16 protein-coding genes are annotated in these 16,853 nt (G+C 55.2%); 10 read left to right on the top strand and 6 right to left on the bottom strand.

Annotated features, from left to right (window positions below; all coding sequences use genetic code 11):
• Positions 1 to 5: 5 nt before the first annotated feature.
• The 4 genes from ACNSOI_RS05635 to ACNSOI_RS05620 form a co-directional block, all read right to left on the bottom strand.
• Positions 6 to 530 (bottom strand): fimbrial protein, encoded by a 525-nt coding sequence (locus ACNSOI_RS05635; protein WP_420195309.1) that lies wholly within the window; start codon positions 528 to 530, stop codon positions 6 to 8.
• A gap of 216 nt (positions 531 to 746) precedes the next feature.
• Positions 747 to 1,667, bottom strand: coding sequence for a hypothetical protein (locus tag ACNSOI_RS05630; protein ID WP_420195308.1), 921 nt, complete (start codon positions 1,665 to 1,667; stop codon positions 747 to 749).
• 562 nt (positions 1,668 to 2,229) lie between these two features.
• Positions 2,230 to 3,324 (bottom strand): calcium:proton antiporter, encoded by a 1,095-nt coding sequence (locus ACNSOI_RS05625; RefSeq protein ID WP_106695219.1) that lies wholly within the window; start codon positions 3,322 to 3,324, stop codon positions 2,230 to 2,232.
• A gap of 64 nt (positions 3,325 to 3,388) precedes the next feature.
• Positions 3,389 to 4,450 (bottom strand): OmpA family protein, encoded by a 1,062-nt coding sequence (locus tag ACNSOI_RS05620; RefSeq protein WP_420195307.1) that lies wholly within the window; start codon positions 4,448 to 4,450, stop codon positions 3,389 to 3,391.
• Between the two features lie 444 nt (positions 4,451 to 4,894).
• Here ACNSOI_RS05620 and ACNSOI_RS05615 point away from each other — a divergent pair, with 444 nt between their 5' ends.
• The gene (locus tag ACNSOI_RS05615; RefSeq protein WP_106695217.1) at positions 4,895 to 5,548 is read left to right on the top strand and encodes a response regulator transcription factor; all 654 of its coding nucleotides are present in this window, start codon (positions 4,895 to 4,897) and stop codon (positions 5,546 to 5,548) included.
• Between the two features lie 56 nt (positions 5,549 to 5,604).
• Here ACNSOI_RS05615 and ACNSOI_RS05610 read toward each other — a convergent pair whose 3' ends face one another.
• Complete coding sequence (locus ACNSOI_RS05610) at positions 5,605 to 7,077, bottom strand: amidohydrolase family protein (protein ID WP_420195306.1); 1,473 nt, start codon at positions 7,075 to 7,077, stop codon at positions 5,605 to 5,607.
• A gap of 99 nt (positions 7,078 to 7,176) precedes the next feature.
• Between ACNSOI_RS05610 and ACNSOI_RS05605 the strand changes: the two genes are divergently transcribed.
• The 9 genes from ACNSOI_RS05605 (at position 7,177) to ACNSOI_RS05565 (ending at position 15,682) form a co-directional block, all read left to right on the top strand.
• The gene (locus ACNSOI_RS05605) at positions 7,177 to 8,157 is read left to right on the top strand and encodes an XdhC family protein (protein ID WP_106695215.1); all 981 of its coding nucleotides are present in this window, start codon (positions 7,177 to 7,179) and stop codon (positions 8,155 to 8,157) included.
• A gap of 82 nt (positions 8,158 to 8,239) precedes the next feature.
• On the top strand, positions 8,240 to 8,773 hold the full coding sequence (locus ACNSOI_RS05600) for a hypothetical protein (RefSeq protein ID WP_286254359.1): 534 nt from the start codon (positions 8,240 to 8,242) through the stop codon (positions 8,771 to 8,773).
• Between the two features lie 7 nt (positions 8,774 to 8,780).
• Complete coding sequence (locus tag ACNSOI_RS05595) at positions 8,781 to 9,389, top strand: sigma-70 family RNA polymerase sigma factor (protein ID WP_286254358.1); 609 nt, start codon at positions 8,781 to 8,783, stop codon at positions 9,387 to 9,389.
• Positions 9,386 to 10,144 (top strand): anti-sigma factor, encoded by a 759-nt coding sequence (locus tag ACNSOI_RS05590; RefSeq protein ID WP_420195305.1) that lies wholly within the window; start codon positions 9,386 to 9,388, stop codon positions 10,142 to 10,144. Before ACNSOI_RS05595 ends, ACNSOI_RS05590 begins: the two co-directional genes overlap by 4 nt.
• Before the next feature lie 104 nt (positions 10,145 to 10,248).
• On the top strand, positions 10,249 to 10,686 hold the full coding sequence (locus tag ACNSOI_RS05585; protein WP_420195304.1) for a DUF7282 domain-containing protein: 438 nt from the start codon (positions 10,249 to 10,251) through the stop codon (positions 10,684 to 10,686).
• Between the two features lie 230 nt (positions 10,687 to 10,916).
• Positions 10,917 to 12,350 (top strand): TolC family protein, encoded by a 1,434-nt coding sequence (locus tag ACNSOI_RS05580; protein WP_420195303.1) that lies wholly within the window; start codon positions 10,917 to 10,919, stop codon positions 12,348 to 12,350.
• Positions 12,347 to 13,324 carry an HlyD family secretion protein gene (locus ACNSOI_RS05575; RefSeq protein WP_354447507.1) on the top strand — a complete coding sequence of 326 codons (978 nt, stop codon included), beginning with the start codon at positions 12,347 to 12,349 and terminating at the stop codon, positions 13,322 to 13,324. The genes ACNSOI_RS05580 and ACNSOI_RS05575 overlap by 4 nt, the downstream gene beginning before the upstream one ends.
• 25 nt (positions 13,325 to 13,349) lie before the next feature.
• A complete protein-coding gene (locus tag ACNSOI_RS05570; protein ID WP_420195302.1) occupies positions 13,350 to 14,495 on the top strand; it encodes an ABC transporter permease in 1,146 nt (381 codons plus the stop codon).
• Positions 14,495 to 15,682, top strand: a complete 1,188-nt coding sequence (locus tag ACNSOI_RS05565) for an ABC transporter permease (protein ID WP_420195301.1) — start codon at positions 14,495 to 14,497, stop codon at positions 15,680 to 15,682. Before ACNSOI_RS05570 ends, ACNSOI_RS05565 begins: the two co-directional genes overlap by 1 nt.
• Here the strand turns inward: ACNSOI_RS05565 and ACNSOI_RS05560 are convergent.
• Positions 15,662 to 16,627 (bottom strand): hypothetical protein, encoded by a 966-nt coding sequence (locus ACNSOI_RS05560; RefSeq protein WP_420195300.1) that lies wholly within the window; start codon positions 16,625 to 16,627, stop codon positions 15,662 to 15,664. The two genes, ACNSOI_RS05565 and ACNSOI_RS05560, sit on opposite strands and share 21 nt — an antisense overlap.
• Between the last annotated feature and the right edge of the window lie 226 nt (positions 16,628 to 16,853).

Below are 16,853 nucleotides of genomic sequence, written 5' to 3'. Positions count from 1 at the left end.
AAGTATTACTGATAGCTAATGGCGTATTGCACGGCACTGGTAACGCTTCCCGGGGTAACGGAGGCATCATCAGCATAGTACTGCACGGCAAAGTCATGGCTCGCACTGGTAGCGCCGGCGTCAACAGTCAGCCCGGAGACAGAATTGATACCATTTACCAGGGAAATCGCAGCTCCGCCCGGTGCATCAAGCAGCTGCAAAGACACGCCGGCGGCGGTGCCGGTATTCGCCATATTGTCACCAGAGAGCCCATTGGGAACAAAGATGGTCTCAATGCTTACTGCCTCGGCATCAGTAGTACAACCTTCCACAGATATGGTGAACGATGTCTCTCCCGCAACATCTCCGGCAGCAGAAAAATCTGAAACACTAACTGTCGGCAGCAATACTACCGGTGATGCTGCATTGCCATTTACATAAACCTGACAGGTGTTGTCAGCAACTTCACCCTGGAAGGTAATAGTATTATCTGAAGCAGCAGCAGTTGCGGACAGCATGGACAGTGCACTTACCAGAATTACCTTTTTCATAACTCTTTCCCTCACACGAATTCGTCATATATAGAAGATTAAGAGCAGCTGAGGGTATAACGGGATAACCTCAAAACTCGCCGCCAATGTTACGCAGTCGTAATGAGACAAAAAATGAGAAGAATCTGAAAAGAATTAAGCAGGAATGTGCAGTTATACTTATAAGTTAAAATAACTATATCCAGAACAAACAGGCAACGTTGAGGTAAGAATTTTTCATTTCGATTTGAGGGCAACAAACGCTCGCCGTGTGCCATGAACGCTGCGGATTCTTACGAGCATATCCTGAACCTGACTGGCGTCACCTCCCGAGGCGTCGTCACCCCACACCACGAGTGTCTTATCGGTTTTTAGTGCTGCAAATGCCGAAGCATTGCTGAAAATTGTTTCTACATCGACAAGCTGTCCCTGAACAGCGCCTGCAGCACCACCACCATCAGGGTCTCCCCAAACCACAACACTGCCATCGGATTTAATGGCAGCAAATGCCCGCTCGGTGCTGAAAACACCCGTGATGCACTGCAGTTCACCGTTAACTGCGCTGCTGTCGCCCCCAGCGAGCTCATCCCCCCACGTTACAACGTGCCCATCAGCACACAGTGCAGCGAAGGCAGAATTGGTGCTGTATATATGCTGCACCTCCACCAGCCGGCTTTGGGCCTCCCCGACGGCACCACCGCAGCTGTCGAGCCCCCACGTTAATACCCGACCATCGTATCTCAGAGCCGCGAACGAGTACCTATTGGCGAAAATGGTCTTTACTTGGTTGATCTCGGAGGAAACATCACCCATGTCGCCTCCAGCATAATCACATCCCCAGGTAACGACCGTCCCATCACCTCTCAATCCGGCAAACGCACTACCCGTGCAAAAGACCTTTTTTATTCCCCAGAGCCGATTCTGAACACGGTCAGTGTAGCCGCCCCAATCTGCATCGCCCCATGCAACCACGTGCCCGTTGCTTTTCAATGCGGCAAACGCTGTTCCTGTGCTCGTAATATCGACCACATCAACGAGCTGACGCTGAACCTTGCTCGAATCACCGCCAGCATACTCACTGCCCCAAGTGACAACCGTGCCGTCCGCTTTGAGCGCCGCAAATGCCGCTGCCGTACTGTATATCTTCGTCACGTTCACGAGCCTCTCTTGAACGTGAGAGGTGTCACCCCCGGCATAATCCGCACCCCAGGCCACAACCGTTCCATCGTTCTTGATGGCAGCAAAAGAGGCTCCGGTACTGCACACCGTTGTTACATCATTGAGCTGGTGCAGAACGTCACTCGCGTCTCCCCCACAATAGCGACTCCCCCAGGTCGTTACCCTGCCGCCCAGTCTCACTGCAGCAAAGGCGCTATTGCTGGTAGACACGGACATCAAGTCGGTTAGCTGACTTTGCAGTGCATCCAGGCAACCGCCGGCGGATTCAGCGCCCCACGCGACCGGGCTGAAGCCCGCCTCACAGGCCTCAGTTGGTTCTGAGTGATTCAGCCTCCAGATTTTGAGCTCGCTACCGTTCATCACACCGACTAACTCCCGAACTTGTGCTATTGGAATTTAATGTAAGCACGCAGGGGTAGCGGTTAAATAAGATGATTCTCAAAAGCACCTTATTAGCGGTTTCAGGTCAATTATTTTTGGTTATTTAACAGTTTGAGAAATACGGGCGGGCGGGAGGGACACTCGAAAACATCCCTTTGATTCACGGTACAAATGACAAGAATATAAACGAGAAGAACACGACCAGGTGAACAGCCCCATTAACAATAGTTGCTCTTCCCCCTATCAGAGTAGTAGCCGTGAGGAACAACGTTAATACGAGCAACGCCATTTCCTTGGGCGGCAACCCAAGTGACATCGGCAGGCCAAGGTACAATGACAAGGCTGCAATAACAGGAATGGTCAAGCCAATGCTTGCCATGGCGGAGCCAAACGCCAGGTTGAACCCTATCTGCATTTGATCACGGAGTGCGGTTCTCAGTGCAGCAATGGTTTCAGGTAACAACACCATCAGTGCAATCAGCACACCTACCACGGCATGGGGTAAACCCAGCGAAACGACTTTACCTTCTACGATCGGCGCCATGATTTCAGCGAGGCCAACCACAGCGGCGAGGGAGAGCACCAACAAGACGACGCTGCCAACAAGGCCGGCGCGGGAATGGTGTTTTTGGTCAGTTTCACTGCCTTTCGTGTCGAACTCATCGGGCATGAAGTAGTCGCGATGCCTTATTGTCTGCACGAATACAAACAGGAAATACAACAGTAAAGCCATGCCTCCAGCGAAGAGCAACTGTGCCTTGGAGTATGTTGGGCCTTCCGTGGAAAAGGTAAAGTCCGGCAGGATTAACGTCATGGTGACCAACGTCGTAATGACTGCCAGAGCCGGAGTGGTTCCCTCAACGCGGAAGCTGAGGGTGTGGTATTTCAGGGCTCCGACAAGAAGGCACAGGCCAATCACGCCATTACAAACGATCATGATGGTGGCAAAAACAGTATCGCGGGTCAGACTGCTTGCGTCCCCGGACTCTGACAACATCAAAGAAACGATCAACGACACCTCAATGACAGTCACCGCAAGGGCGAGAACCAATGCACCAAATGGCTCACCAATTCCGTGAGAGACCACCTCCGCGTGGTAGACTGCGACCAGAACAACGCCAATAAGGGTGAAAACTGCCAAAAAAGCAACGGCCGGCCCCATGGCTCCACCCCAAACCATAGCCAACAAACTCAGCGCAAAAACCGGAAGAAGCAAACTCCATACTGGATGCTCCCCGAACAATTTCTTGAACATGTTCACTAGTGGCCACCAAAGAGCGTTAAACATCAGGCCTGGCTAATCATCATTCCCTTGCAACTCATATGCACTGAGACGCCACGACATTTATGTCAACACGGCGCTGTTGTGCTCGCTCCTGCTCCGTCACAACCCCCTCGTCCAAAGCTCCTCCCCCGCGAACATGAAGGCGGGTTGCATTGACTCCGTTGGCCAACAGAATATCACCAACAAACTCTGCTCGCCTTTGCGACAGATGCTGATTGTAGGACGCACTGCCCGAGCTGTCAGTGTAGCCAACAAGTTCAATTTCAAGTGAAGTCTGTTGACCCAACATATCGATAACGCCAGCAAGTGCGTCGTAGTCCGATAATGACGCCACTTGCTCATTAATCCGAAAGAATATCGAATGAAGTGTTTGCCCCTCCCGAAGGACCTCATCACCGTTGGCGGTGCATCTGTGCTGAACTACTGCGCCACCGGTTGCGGACGTCAACTGAAAGGAGAACTGATCCTGCTCCTGGAAAACCTCTCCGACATGTCGGCTACCGTTTTTTTCAGAACCAAAACTGAATACCAAACCAGCGATCAGCGCAAAACTATCGTACCGGGCCTCCCCGCCACGACCGATTGAATCAATATACTGGTACCCAATGTTAATTCCGGCATTGCGATTGATTCGGTAATGAAACCCAATTTCGCCAAGGGGGGAGAGCCCTTCATCGCTTCTCCCAAAAGCCCCCGAGGCTTCAACATCCCAGAACGCGAGCCCAAACCTTCCGTAAGCGCTCATTTCCTGTTGGAAATACCAGTCGTAGCGAAGGGCGGATTCGTAAAGCAAAGACCGTACTCTGTCAGAGATTCCGCTGGCATTGAACTGGTTGTGTGTTTGATAACCCAGCTCCCACTGAAAGCGAGGTGAAAAGCGAAGCCCCGTGTAAGCACCAACAAGCCCTCCACCAGAACTGTCGGCCCCTTGATTCTGCCCGGTGACTGTTTGATAGCCTGCTTTAATGCCCAGGATCGGCGACGGATAGATTGGCGTATCGCTGGCGCCTATCGCACCAGCAGGAGCTGAGAAGACAGTGATCAAGCATACACTCAAGGCAATCCCCCTGCTCCGACTGCGAATTTCTGAGCGCATTCTTGTGCCTCCAAAGTGCATTTGCCGTCGCGCGGCCCCTCAAATCGGGCGACACAATACCGGTGATCTACAGCACAAAACATGGGAATAATCTCAAACTTCAATTAAACCGCTACGTGCGGTGATTGAATTTCACACGAGGGCCATGGCGATCAGCATGAACGCCATAGTTCGATGGGCGAGGCTACTCAGCTCCACTCAGTATATTGACCCAGATCAAGTAACAACCTCAGTCACCCCCTTTTGGGACTGCCGGGCTGAACCGTAAGCCAATGCGTTCGTATAAACCGAATGCCAGTCATTTTTCTGATTTTGTAACGGTAGAATCCGCTGCGAATAGCGAACTGAAACAAACCGATGGACGGGTATGCAACGCGCTAACCAAACCAGCTCCAGGCAATTGGTCAGCCGTGTAATAATCAAAGGCAGGAGTCGAGACTGAGCATGACCGAAGGACCAGCGATCAATGTTGTAATCGCAGACGATCATCCCGTTGTACTCGCGGGCATTAACTCCATCCTGACATTCGATTCTCGGATACAGGCCAATATTGTCGGCACACCGGAAAGTGTCGATAATCTTCTCGATGTTCTTAAAAACAACTGGTGCGATCTGTTGATCACAGATTACAACATGCCCGGAAGCAGCTTCTCTGATGGGCTTGATCTGATCAGTTTCCTTCGTCGCAATTACCCGATTATGAAAATAATCGTTATAACGACGATTCAGAATATCGGTGTTGCGCAGGCCATGCTCAAAAAAGGCGTTAACGGGCTCTTTGACAAACGCGAGAGATTAAAAGATCTCGCGGATGCCGTTCGAACTGTTACCCAGGGTAAGACGTTTATTAGCAGTGAGCTGAAAACGCGCCTTACGAACTATCAGGCGGACCAGCGGGGAAATCGGGAAACCCTGACGCATCGGGAACTGGAAGTTCTCCGCCTGAGTGCAAGCGGACTGTCCGGTAAACAAATCGCCCTGCACCTCAACCGCAGTGAGAAGACCATCAGTCGCCAGAAACGAGATGCCATGCAAAAGCTCGGTCTGAGTCACGACACCCAAATTCGCGAAGCTGCGGAGAGGCTGGGATTGGTTTAACCTCCCCCGGCGCCTCCTTGTGAACGTAAGGTTACGACCAATCGAATAGCAGAAGATCAGAGAGTATTTTTATGTACACGCCCTCCCTTCATAATTAGCCGGAGGGTGTTTTCTGGTTCATTCAGAAACTCCAATCCCTGCTCCGGGTTGCCATCCACCACCAACAGGTCTGCCAGAGCCTCGGGCTCTATGGTGCCAAGTTTGCCCTTGTACGGGCTTCTTGGTCCGGACATGGCGAGTAGTTCACCATTACGGCCGGTCGCCATGGCCAGTGTGGTGAGCGAGTCGTAGAAGCGCGTGAGTTTGGCCAGGTGCCGCAACTGGTTTTTGGTGTTCTGGGGGCTGAAGAGTATATCGGTGCCCCAAGCTGTCTTGACGTCAAAGCGTTGGGCCATCTCGTAGGCACGCACGGTGCCTTCGGCCACCATACGTTGTGATTCGCGGCGCGCGGCATCGGGATAGACATTGGAATCTTCATCCTGCAGGAAGGGTTGCAGGCTCCACCAGGCGCCCTCGCCGGCCATCATCCGCACGCTTTCCTCATCAGCCAGCTGGCCATGCTCGATGGACTTTACCCCTGCGCGCAAAGATCGCTGAATGCCCTTGGATGTGTAAACGTGTACGGCCACGTAGGTGCCCCAGTCGTCTGCTGCCTCTACGGCGGCGCGCAGTTCCCGTTCGGTAAACTGGGTGCTGTCCAGCGGGTCATAGGTGGAGGCCACGCCACCGCCGGCCATCAGTTTGATCTGGGAGGCACCCAGCATCAGCTGTTCACGGGTGCGCCGGAGCACTTCCGCTTCGCCGTCGGCAATCACGGCAACGCCCTGTTTTTCCTGCTCACTCAGAGGCGAGGCTGTCCCCCTCGGCACTTCGTGCCGCATGCGAAAATCGCCATGGCCGGAAGTTTGGGAAATCATGGCACCGGCCGGGAAAATTCTTGGACCATCCACAATGCCCTTGTCGATAGCGCGTTTTAGGGCGAACGAGGGGCCGCCTACGTCTCGAACCGAGGTAACACCACGCATCAGGGTGCGTTCGGCCTCTTTGGCTGCAACCAGATGCACGTAGCCTGGGTCTGCGGTCATGGCTTCCAGCTGGCTGATGCCCGCCAGCGTGGTGTGCCAGTGGGCGTCAATCAGCCCCGGCATGACAACACGACCGCCGCAATCAATGACCTCTGCATCACCGGCGTCTGTGCCGTTGGTTAGCAGGGCCTGAATACGGCCGTCCTGAATGCGAATGGCTACGCCGTCACGCAGTGGCCCTCCGCTGCCATCAAACAACCTCAGGTTTTTCAGCAGCATCGGCCGGTTGTCGTCTTTTGGCTGCTGGCTCAGTACGCTCGGGGCGTGCAATGCCGCAAACATCGCCATCACACCGGCCATACCTCCGATGAATTGGCGGCGACTGATGTCCGTCATCATGCGCTCATGGAACTGTGTCAATAAAGGTGAGCCACATTGGCAGGCGCCGTGGGCGTGGTGGTGATGCAACGGATGAAATTTAACGGCGTGGGGTATCGCAGGCATCAGACAGCTCCTTGTGATTTGTACCCGATTATAGACAATCTGGGCTATGCTGCGAGCCGGCCTGGCCGCCTTTGAATCCATCTACACAGCGATCTCTGCATGCAGCCACTGGATAGTAAAGTTGTTGAACAAGCCTTGCATTGGTGTGATGAGGGGCATGACTTCTGGTTCTGTACGGTGGTGAGCACCTTTGGCTCCTCACCCCGAGCGCCGGGTTCCTGGCTGATCGCCCGGCAGGATGGTGCCCACTACGGCTCGCTTTCCGGTGGGTGCGTGGAAGAAGATTTTCTGGCCCGCCTGCAGGACAACACCTTCAAAGGGCGCATTAATCGCATTCGCTACGGCGCTCCGGACGGCCCAAACAATCCCCGCGTAACCCTCCCCTGTGGCGGAGTACTGGATGTTCTGATTGAGCACTGGCCAGCATCTTCGGCTTCCCGAGAGCATTTTCTGGCGCTGCAGTCAGCACTATCGGGAGACGGGCCGATTGCCCGGGTGGTATCACTGGAAACCGGAGACATTCACCTGGAACCAGAGAGCGAGTTGGGCGCACGGGTTACCGAAGAGACAGACCGGGCCCGCCTGAGATTGCGTGTTGGCCCGGTTTCGCGATTGGTTATTGCAGGGTTGTCACCGGTTGCCACCGCCTGCGCAAGCTTTGCACACAGCTTGGGCTTTGAAGTCATTGTGTGCGACCCAAGGCCCGAGGAAGTTCGGCACTTCAACCTGGCGGACGTGACACTCCAACAGGAGCTGCCCTCGGTGTTTATTGCCCGTGAGGGCTGCCATCGCGCTACCGCAGTGGTCGCGCTCACCCATGACCCGCGCATTGACGATACCGCCATGATGGAAGCCGTGAAAACCGACGCTTTTTACATCGGCGTGATGGGGTCCATGAAAACCTCAGAAAAGCGGCGGGAACGTCTGGTGCGCATTGGCGGACTGACCGAGCAACAGATCCGCAGGATTCATATGCCCGTAGGTTTGAATATCGGCAGCAAAACGCCCGCAGAAATTGCCCTGGCGGTCATGGCAGATATTATTCGGGTGCGGCAGGGCATCTCGCGCCAACAACTTTGATCTTGCTTGTCTGGCCTTTGCATCGCTTCTACAGTTAAGCTCAAATGCTCTTTAGCCCCCTATTCAGCGAAGGAACCGATTGATGGTCAGAAACACAACCACGGCTCTCGTTATTACTATGGCGAGCGCGGCACTTGCCGGATGCAGCAGTTTCCAACCTGTTACCAGTGGTACGGAAGATCCCTGCGCTACCCTTCAGAACATAGTGGCGGATTATCCCACCGGCTTCGCTGATTACCGGGGAAGCAGCAGCAACTTCAATTCTGTGACCATCTACCGGGCAAAAGAGCAACTGATCAAGGGCCATTGCGAGATCTGGGCCTGGGGCAACGGAGACTCCGCCTATACTTGCACAGTGTCTGCTCCGGATAAGGAGGTTGCGGAAACCATGCACGCCCGTGCCGCAAGCGAACTGTCTGAGTGCCTTGGGCCAAATTGGCAAGCCGAAAAGGGCGTTCGAGAGCGTGATGGCAAGCCCGCGGGCGAGCGAATTCAGTTCACAAGTGGCGAGCCCAAGGCACCGGCTGTCGCCTTGCACCGGGTAGAAGACCACCGCCGACATTCTGTGTACCTGTTCATCGGGACCGACGCCCGCTCCCCGCAACAGACTGACTGAGGCGCGCATGTACTCTGACTCACATCAGCCAGACGCGTCTCCCGGCGCCAGTGACTACCTTAGCACTGATCAGGACGGCAGCTCCGGTATCACCCGGCTCCTGCACCGGGTTGCCCAGCAGGACCGAAAAGCGTTTGCCGAGTTATACGAAGCCACCGCCCCGAAACTTCTGGCCACCGTGCTGCGTATCCTCAAGGACCGGGCTTGGGCAGATGATGTGATTCACGACACCTATGTCAAAGTCTGGCATAAGGCGAACCAGTTCGATGCGGAACGTTCCTCACCGATCACCTGGCTTGCAGCCATTGCCCGGCATGGCGCTATCGACGAACTGCGGCGGCATCCGGCAAGGCGGGAGACCGCAAGCGACGAACTGGACAGTATTGCGGACCATTCGCCGACTGCCCATGAACAAATCTCAGATCAACAAACGGTAAAGCACTTGAACCATTGCATTGACCAACTCGAAAAAGATCGCCAGGACATGGTTCGTCTGGCGTATCTGAACGGTTGGTCCCGGGATCAGTTGGCGAAGCATTTTGACCAGCCGATCAACACTGTGAAAACCTGGTTGCACCGAGCTTTGAAACAGATCAAAAGGTGTCTTGAACCATGAACGAACGCGACGACCTGGATATGCTGGTTGCAGAGTTCGTTCTGGGAACTCTGCCAAAAGAAGAGCGGGATGCCTTGCAGGCTCGCCGTGCCCGCGAACCTGAGCTGGAAGCGTTGATTCAGCAATGGGAGGCCCGGCTGGCTGGCATGCTTGATGGGGTTGAACCTGTAGCGCCCGGCCCGGAGCTGTTTGCCAGAATTCAGCGAACGATCGACCAGAAAACTGACCAGCACTACGCTGCGCCAGAAGCGCGGAGCGCAGCACCAGACAACGTCGTCAGCCTTCGCAAACAGCTGACCCGCTGGCGCTGGAGCACGGCCATTGCTTCGGCAGCGGCGCTGTTACTGGTTGCCGTGCTGGCCACCCAGCCGGAGCCGGACCCACAAGCGCAATCCTTCGTGGCGGTATTCCAGCACAACGATGAACAGCCTGCGTTCCTGTTGACGGTGGACCTGACCAGCCGCCAGCTGAATATCCAGCCGGTAACCGCCGAACCTCAACCAGACAAATCTTACCAGCTGTGGATGGTGGCAGAGGAGTATGGCCCCAACCCACGATCGGTGGGCGTGATCGGCGAAAACTTCACCCTGGACCAGGCTGCACTGCGTGATTACGACCCGGAAACTCTGCGTGGCGCCACCTTTGGCATCAGCCTTGAGCCGAAGGGTGGTTCACCCACAGGGCAACCGACTGGGCCGGCTATTCACGGCTTCCTTTATCCCACCTCTGCCGACCAAGGCAAAGGTCGCAACTAAATTGTGATGGCGCCTGAAACTTTTCAGGCGCCGCTCCGTAGCTGCTTGTACTCCCATCAAAAACAAGGTGATGGATGGGTACAACCGAACCTAAGGAGCACACAATGAAAAAGCACATCAAAACCACTGCATTCCTGGCGGCCACCCTGGTTTCCGGCGCATTCGCCTCCGGCTCAGCGCTGGCGATGGATCACAGCAACAAAGTGGGTGTCTGGGGCGATGACCAATCTGTATCCGAAGGCACGGTAACCGCCAAGAAAGTGGTGACTGAAGAGAACGGCTGGCTGGTTGTGCACCGCACGGACGAAGCCATGAAGCCCGGCCCTGTGGTAGCCTACGCTCCCCTGAAGAAAGGCAAAAATATGGATGTCGCGGCCATCCTGACCGAAGAAGTCGCCAGCGGCGACAAGCTGATGCTGATGATTCACAACGAGGAAGGCGGCAGCAAGACCGGTATTTTTGAATACACCCTGGGTGCCAAGGAAGACGGCCCGATTCGCCGGGATGGCAAGCTGGTAATGACCGTGATTACCGCTCAGTAGTCTATTCAAGCTTTTGTGATGTTCTCTCCACAACACCCTGGCAGCATCTCCTGTCAGGGTGTTTTCTGAGTGTATGGTGAGGTCATTGCGTTACCAGGGACCATCAACCCGGATTAAGAAATTTAAGAAAATTCTCAAAACCACAAAGCCCTGAGCACGTGTGGAGACAATTAGACTAGACTTGGCGTACATCGATATAAATCGCTTTCGCTCCAGAACACGAGGTCAACGTGCGGGAAAAGGTAAAATGTTTGCCGTTCATATTAGCTGTCTGCTTGAGTGTCAGCGCGTATGGTGAGAACAGACCGTCCTCTCTGAACTTATCTGAATCCTGGCAAGCACTTCTCCAAAACGACGATCTGCTGTCCGCAAATCAGTCAGCCAGTCTTCGGGCGGAAGCCTTGGCATCAACGGCGAACAGCTTGTATCTGCCCCAAGTTGACCTGGTGGGGTCTTACACGCGGCTCGACTCCCAGATAGAACTGGATGCGCTGTCTCTGAACCCCCTCAACAGCGCATCGGAAACCATACCAGGGCAATTGCTGATCGACTTGATTGGCGGCCCCGGAGCTTTCCAGACACCCGTCACAAGCCGCAACATAACTCGAAGCTCAATAAACACTCTGTGGCCGATTTATACCGGCGGAAAAATCACGGCCAAGAAAAATCTGCTTCAACTCGAGCAGACCGAAGCATCACATGTCCTGGAGGAAGTCCGGCGGGCCCGGTTTACGGAGCTGGTTGCGACCTACTTCGGTTTGGTAATGGCGGAGCGCGCGTTGAACACTCAGCAACAGGTAGAAAGCGCTCTTGCCAGGCATCTGCATGTGGCAACAGCCCTGGAGGATCAGGCACAGATTTCCGGCGTGGAGCGCCTGGCTGCGGAAGCCGCTTATGACAGAGCCAGGATTACCACCCGAGCGGTTGAGGAACAACGAGACACGGCGCACAACGCGTTTGCGTCGTTGATACATATGGATTTCCAGGATAACGGGCACCGGGTTGAATCGCGCCGGCTGGATCCAACAACGCCTCTGTTCACCCTCCCGCAATTACCTCCGCGGGATACGTTCGAGGCAGGGTTAAGCGAACACCCGAGCCTGCGGATTCTGTCCACCAAGCATGAGCAGGCGAAGAACATTGCCCAAGCGAGCCGGGGCCTGTATCGCCCGGACGTTTTTCTGTTCGGCAGCTACAACGTGTATGAGAACGATTCTTTGGCGAGCGATCTCACGCCGGATTGGCTGGTTGGCGTGGGCGTCCGAATCGCGCTGGTGGATCGTAGTGGCCGCAACGGCAAGGTAGGCGCAGCCGACAACACCGTTCGTGAGGTCGATTCACTGCAAAAGGCCACTCAACGAAGGCTGGAGTTGCTACTCGACCGGAACTACCGTGAAGCCCGGCAGGCCCTTGCTGAGCACCGGGACCTGGCATCGACCGTGGCCCTGGCAGAGCAGACGCTAAGATTGCAGGAACGCGCATTTGCTGAAGGGCTCGGGCGCTCGCTTGATGTCATCGATGCCCAAACCTTCCTGGCGACCACACAGACCCGTCGTGATGCAGCGGCTCTCCGTTTCGTGCTGGCATTTACTCAGTTACTGACCCTGAGCGGCGACTATGAAAGCCTGTTTTCCTACGTGCTTGAAGGAGATGAAATTCAGTGACTGCGAAACGAATTGCCATTCCTCTTATCGTTGTTGTCATCCTGTTGGGTATTGTCATCGTCTTCTGGAAAGCCTACGCACCTGCCCCCATCCAGTTACAGGGGCAGATTGAGGCCAGGCAACATATGGTGGCGTCCAAAATTCCGGGGCGGGTTGCAGACATTAGCGTCCGCCGTGGGGATCGCGTAGAGGCAGGCACTGAGGTTTTCCGCATCGACAGCCCGGAGCTTGAGGCCAAACTGACTCAGATAGAAGCGCTTGAAACCATAAGCCAATCTCTCGCTCAAGCCGTTGAGGGTGGAACGCGTGAAGAACGTATCGCCGCAGCTCGCAGCGAGTATGAAAAAGCACTGGCCGCCGAGGCACTGGCAAAAACCACCTTTGAACGTATTCGTGCGCTTGCAGATGAGGGTCTGGTTGCCAGGCAAAGAGCCGACGATACGTTCACACTGTGGAAGGTGGCCGAGAAAACACGGGTTACGGCATCTGAGATATTGAAGCTGGCCGAAGCAGGCCCACGGCAGGAAGCCCGCACCGCGGCGCAAGCCGGTGAAGCAGCCACCTCAAGTTTGAGAGACGAAGTTGCTGAACTGCTGGATGATACTGTGGCGCGGGCCCACAGAGGTGGCATTGTCAGTAATGTGCTGTTGAACGAGGGAGAGCTTGCCCCCCAGGGTTTCCCGGTCATCATTGTCACCGATCTTGATGATTCGTGGGCATTGTTCAACGTCAGGGAAGATTTGCTCAGCCGAGTCACAGAAGGCAGTGAATTTGACCTGAAAATCCCTGCCCTTGATCAATCCGCACGATTCCGTGTCAGCCATATTTCTGTGCTCGGGGACTACGCAACATGGCGCGCAACAACGCCGGGGCGCGGATTCGACATGAGAACGTTCGAGGTAGAAATGCAACCTGTAGAGCCAATCACTGGATTAAGGGCGGGCATGAGCGTTCTTCTTGAGATGGCACCGTAAGCTCGGCAACGGACCGGAGAGCCCGATGGGTCGTGAGCATCTGACTGGCTGGAAAGCTCTGCGGGAGCAGCCCTGGCTGCTTGCGGTGGTCGTTTGGCTGCCGCCGGTTCTGTTCGTGTTGTTGATCAGTATCTTCCGGATTGGAACACCGCAATCTCTTCCCGTAGGTGTCGTCAATCTGGACCATAGCCATGAATCCTACACGGTTGAACGTCAGTTGGACGCGAGCCCGGGGCTGAGCCTGTTAAGGTCATACGCCTCAGCGTCCGCTGGCGCAGATGCCCTTCAGCGATCTGAAATCCTTGCCCTTGTTATCATTCCGGAAAACTTTGGCCGAGACCTTCGGCTTTCGATCAGCCCGACGGTGACCGCCTTTTACAACAATCAATATCTGTTGTCCGGCAAATTCATCAATTCATCGTTAATAAGCGCCTCCATGGATCTGGCCGCGCGCACGGGTGTTGGCCTTAAGATCAGCCATGGCCAGACTGCCCCTGAAGCCATCACCTCGGCAGTGCCAGTGCGCCCGCAAGTCACATCGCTCTATAACCCCAACATGAGCTACGCGCGCTTTCTGGTGACGTCAATATCGCCGGCTCTCTGGCAAATTATCATCGTTATCTCAACGGTTCTGACGTTAAGCTGGCGACTTGAAAAACAAACCATCCCGGCACCATTGATTGAGCGGAGCAAAGCGATCACTGCCGCGCTTGCGCCTGTCAGCCTGCTCCTCTGGCTCCAGGGGTTGCTGATGCTCGTATTGTTCCGCCTCTTTCTGGGGTGGCAGCCATCCGGCAACATCGTCTGGCTTCTTCTTGGTTTGGCCCTGACCATCTTCAGCGTTCAGGCCATGGCAGTGCTCATTGTCGCTCTCGTTCGGGACCGGGTAAAAGCAATGAGTGTTAGCGCTGCGTATCTCGCCCCTGCGTTTGCATTTATGGGCATTACCTTCCCCCGAGGTGATATGAATGTGATCGCATGGGCCTGGGGAGGCTTGATGCCATCCACTCACTACATCAAATTGCAGGTGGACATTGCCGACCACGGCGCCTCCCTGCCTCTCATTGTCAGCTCACTGATTGCGTTGCTGCTTTTCCTACTTGTCTTGCCAATAGCGCTGAAGCTACTTCCGGCAAGGCTTGACCCCAAACTTGCAGAGCAGGTGAGCTAATGATCCGTAACACCAGTCTGTGGGGGGCCTGGAAAGCCGAACTGTCGAATATCATCCACGACAGATCGGTGATGCTGGTTATGATCGGTGGCATCTTGTTCTACGCACTGCTTTACCCGCTGCCCTACCAGAAGAACGTTCCGGGGCAACAGGCCCTGGCGGTTCTGGATCAGGACCGTTCAGCGCTCGCCCGGCAATTGATACGCATGGCCGACGCAACGCCCCAGTTGCGCGTGGCGGCCGTCCCACAAAGCATGAGTGAGGCAACCGTCCTGTTAGAGAACGATGTCGTTCACGGGCTGCTGGTCATCCCCGCCAACTTCGAGCGAGACGTCTATCTCGGGCGCCCGGTGAATATCGCGTTCGCCGGTGACGCCAGCTATTTTCTGATTTATGGGAATATTGTCGAAGGTCTGCTGAAGGCAACAACCACGCTTTCCGTTGAAACACAGATTATCAGCAGCTTCCGAAAAGGCAGCAGCCCCGCCAACATTCCCGGTGAAATCATGCCGTTCAGGATGTCTCCACATGGGGTGTTCAACCCAACGGGCGGATACATCAACTACATTGTTCCGGCCGTCTTTGTTCTGATCCTGCACCAGACCCTGTTGATTGCAGCAGGCACGGTCACCATCAAGGATCGGGCCCGCCGGTTATCAGGGCTTGTCACTACCCCGCTCCGACAGGCACTTCCGATCAGATTAGTAACGTTTGTGTTCGCCTACCTGATCCTGGCGCTTTTGTATTTCGGCTTTTTCTTTCAGCTTTATGGCGTCCCGCACGCTGCACCGCAGTTCGCATTAATCGGTTTCAGCCTGTTGTTTCTCACTTCAACAACACTCTTTGCAATCCTGCTCGGTTACCTCTTGCCCAGGCCCGAACTGACGACCGTTATTGTTCTGCTGTCGTCGTTGCCCATCGTCTTCACGGCAGGGTTTGCCTGGCCGGCGTCTAATCTCCCGGAGTGGCTAGACTCACTCACCATGATGATTCCCGCCAAACCCGGCATTCAGGGCTTCCTGTCCCTCAATCAGATGGGGGCCCCAATCCAAAGCCTGACCTCCGAGATTGCGTACCTGTCCGGCCTCTCGTTGTTTTTTGGGCTGGGCATCCTGCTGCTCGCAATGTCAGAAAGAAGACGCAGCAGCAACCGGATGAATGCTGAATCAGCCGCCCGCTCCTACTAGGGAATGGTAGTCCGCCCGAAAACGAGCAAAGCTCAAATACCGTCCCCGATGATCCACCAGCTCCATGGCATCAAACGTCTCCACAAAGGCCCGTGATTCACCCGTGCTGATCACCCCGCGGTAATCACCCGTCCAGTCCATAAACTGGACCAGATCCAGTAGCAGCGTCATCTCCAGGGCGCCGTTGGCCCGTTCCAGATAGCGGTAGGCCAGTGCGTAATGTTCGAAACGGTAGCTGACATTGCTGGCGTCGTTTCTGGTGGCGTCTCGCAGGGGGTCATAGTCGTAACGCCGGTAGGCAGGTGCTACGGGGTCACCGGCCATCAGGGCGGCCTGGCCTTCCGCAAACCAGTAGGGCAGCAGAGATGCAGCGGCGTTGTACCGGCTCAGGTTTTCCTGAACGTAGTGGGCCAGCTCATGGGTGAAGATCTGCCCGGCCTCGTAGGGCCAGCTTCGGTGGTAGGGAGCGACGGCCACAGCGGCGAGGGTGCCAGATGCAAGATTATTGGTGCTGACTCTCGGACTCAAACAGGCGATCACCTGCTCCGGGTATGGCACGGCTGAGCTGCGCTCATCTACGAAATCACGCCAGCTCATTCTGAACCGGTTGAGCACGCCGTCTATGCGGGTACTCACCTCTGTGGCGGCGGCGCGAAAGGTATTTTCGCTGTAGGCGGGCGAGCCATAGACACGCACCCTTCGGTCCGCCGTTTCAAAATACAGGGTGTCGCCAATGCACACTTCCGTCTCGTAATTCAGGCTCCATCTGCCCTCGGGGAAGTAGCGCCCGGTGTCTCGGGCATCCAGGAAATAGCCACGGCTAAAGTGCTGTTCATCCCGGTCGTAGTAGCGATCCCCGGATGTGGCGCTCACCTTGCAGCCAGACAACGTTATGGCTGCAAGAGTCAGCAACCCCACTGTCCACAACCTCCTGGATTTTTCCATGTTTTTACTCCGCGACCTGTTGTTTGCCTCTATTATTCGTCAGGCCGCGCTTTGTGTCCGTCAACCCATGTAAAGACCGGGTAAAGGCCCACCAGACAAGGCGTTTGCGCAGAGTGAAATCAGCTACGTACAACCCCCAATCCCAACATTGAAATTTTTGTAGCGCGCGCCGGGTTCTCGTGTTAAAAATCGCTCGAATCCCACCAAGAACTGCGTGCGTCCTGCA

The organism is Marinobacter sp. GH_1 (assembly GCF_048595985.1).
Lineage (GTDB): Bacteria > Pseudomonadota > Gammaproteobacteria > Pseudomonadales > Oleiphilaceae > Marinobacter > Marinobacter shengliensis.
Note: the sequence above shows the minus strand (reverse complement) of the source record. Positions and strands in the feature narration are given on the sequence as shown.

Bases quoted from the DNA above. Each gene is read 5' to 3' on its own strand.
- ACNSOI_RS05635 (WP_420195309.1), bottom strand. From the start codon at position 530: ATGAAAAAGGTAATTCTGGTAAGTGCACTGTCCATGCTGTCCGCAACT.
- ACNSOI_RS05625 (WP_106695219.1), bottom strand. From the start codon at position 3,324: ATGTTCAAGAAATTGTTCGGGGAGCATCCAGTATGGAGTTTGCTTCTT.
- ACNSOI_RS05620 (WP_420195307.1), bottom strand. From the start codon at position 4,450: ATGCGCTCAGAAATTCGCAGTCGGAGCAGGGGGATTGCCTTGAGTGTA.
- ACNSOI_RS05615 (WP_106695217.1), top strand. From the start codon at position 4,895: ATGACCGAAGGACCAGCGATCAATGTTGTAATCGCAGACGATCATCCC.
- ACNSOI_RS05610 (WP_420195306.1), bottom strand. From the start codon at position 7,077: ATGCCTGCGATACCCCACGCCGTTAAATTTCATCCGTTGCATCACCAC.
- ACNSOI_RS05605 (WP_106695215.1), top strand. From the start codon at position 7,177: ATGCAGCCACTGGATAGTAAAGTTGTTGAACAAGCCTTGCATTGGTGT.
- ACNSOI_RS05600 (WP_286254359.1), top strand. From the start codon at position 8,240: ATGGTCAGAAACACAACCACGGCTCTCGTTATTACTATGGCGAGCGCG.
- ACNSOI_RS05595 (WP_286254358.1), top strand. From the start codon at position 8,781: ATGTACTCTGACTCACATCAGCCAGACGCGTCTCCCGGCGCCAGTGAC.
- ACNSOI_RS05590 (WP_420195305.1), top strand. From the start codon at position 9,386: ATGAACGAACGCGACGACCTGGATATGCTGGTTGCAGAGTTCGTTCTG.
- ACNSOI_RS05585 (WP_420195304.1), top strand. From the start codon at position 10,249: ATGAAAAAGCACATCAAAACCACTGCATTCCTGGCGGCCACCCTGGTT.
- ACNSOI_RS05570 (WP_420195302.1), top strand. From the start codon at position 13,350: ATGGGTCGTGAGCATCTGACTGGCTGGAAAGCTCTGCGGGAGCAGCCC.
- ACNSOI_RS05565 (WP_420195301.1), top strand. From the start codon at position 14,495: ATGATCCGTAACACCAGTCTGTGGGGGGCCTGGAAAGCCGAACTGTCG.
- ACNSOI_RS05560 (WP_420195300.1), bottom strand. From the start codon at position 16,627: ATGGAAAAATCCAGGAGGTTGTGGACAGTGGGGTTGCTGACTCTTGCA.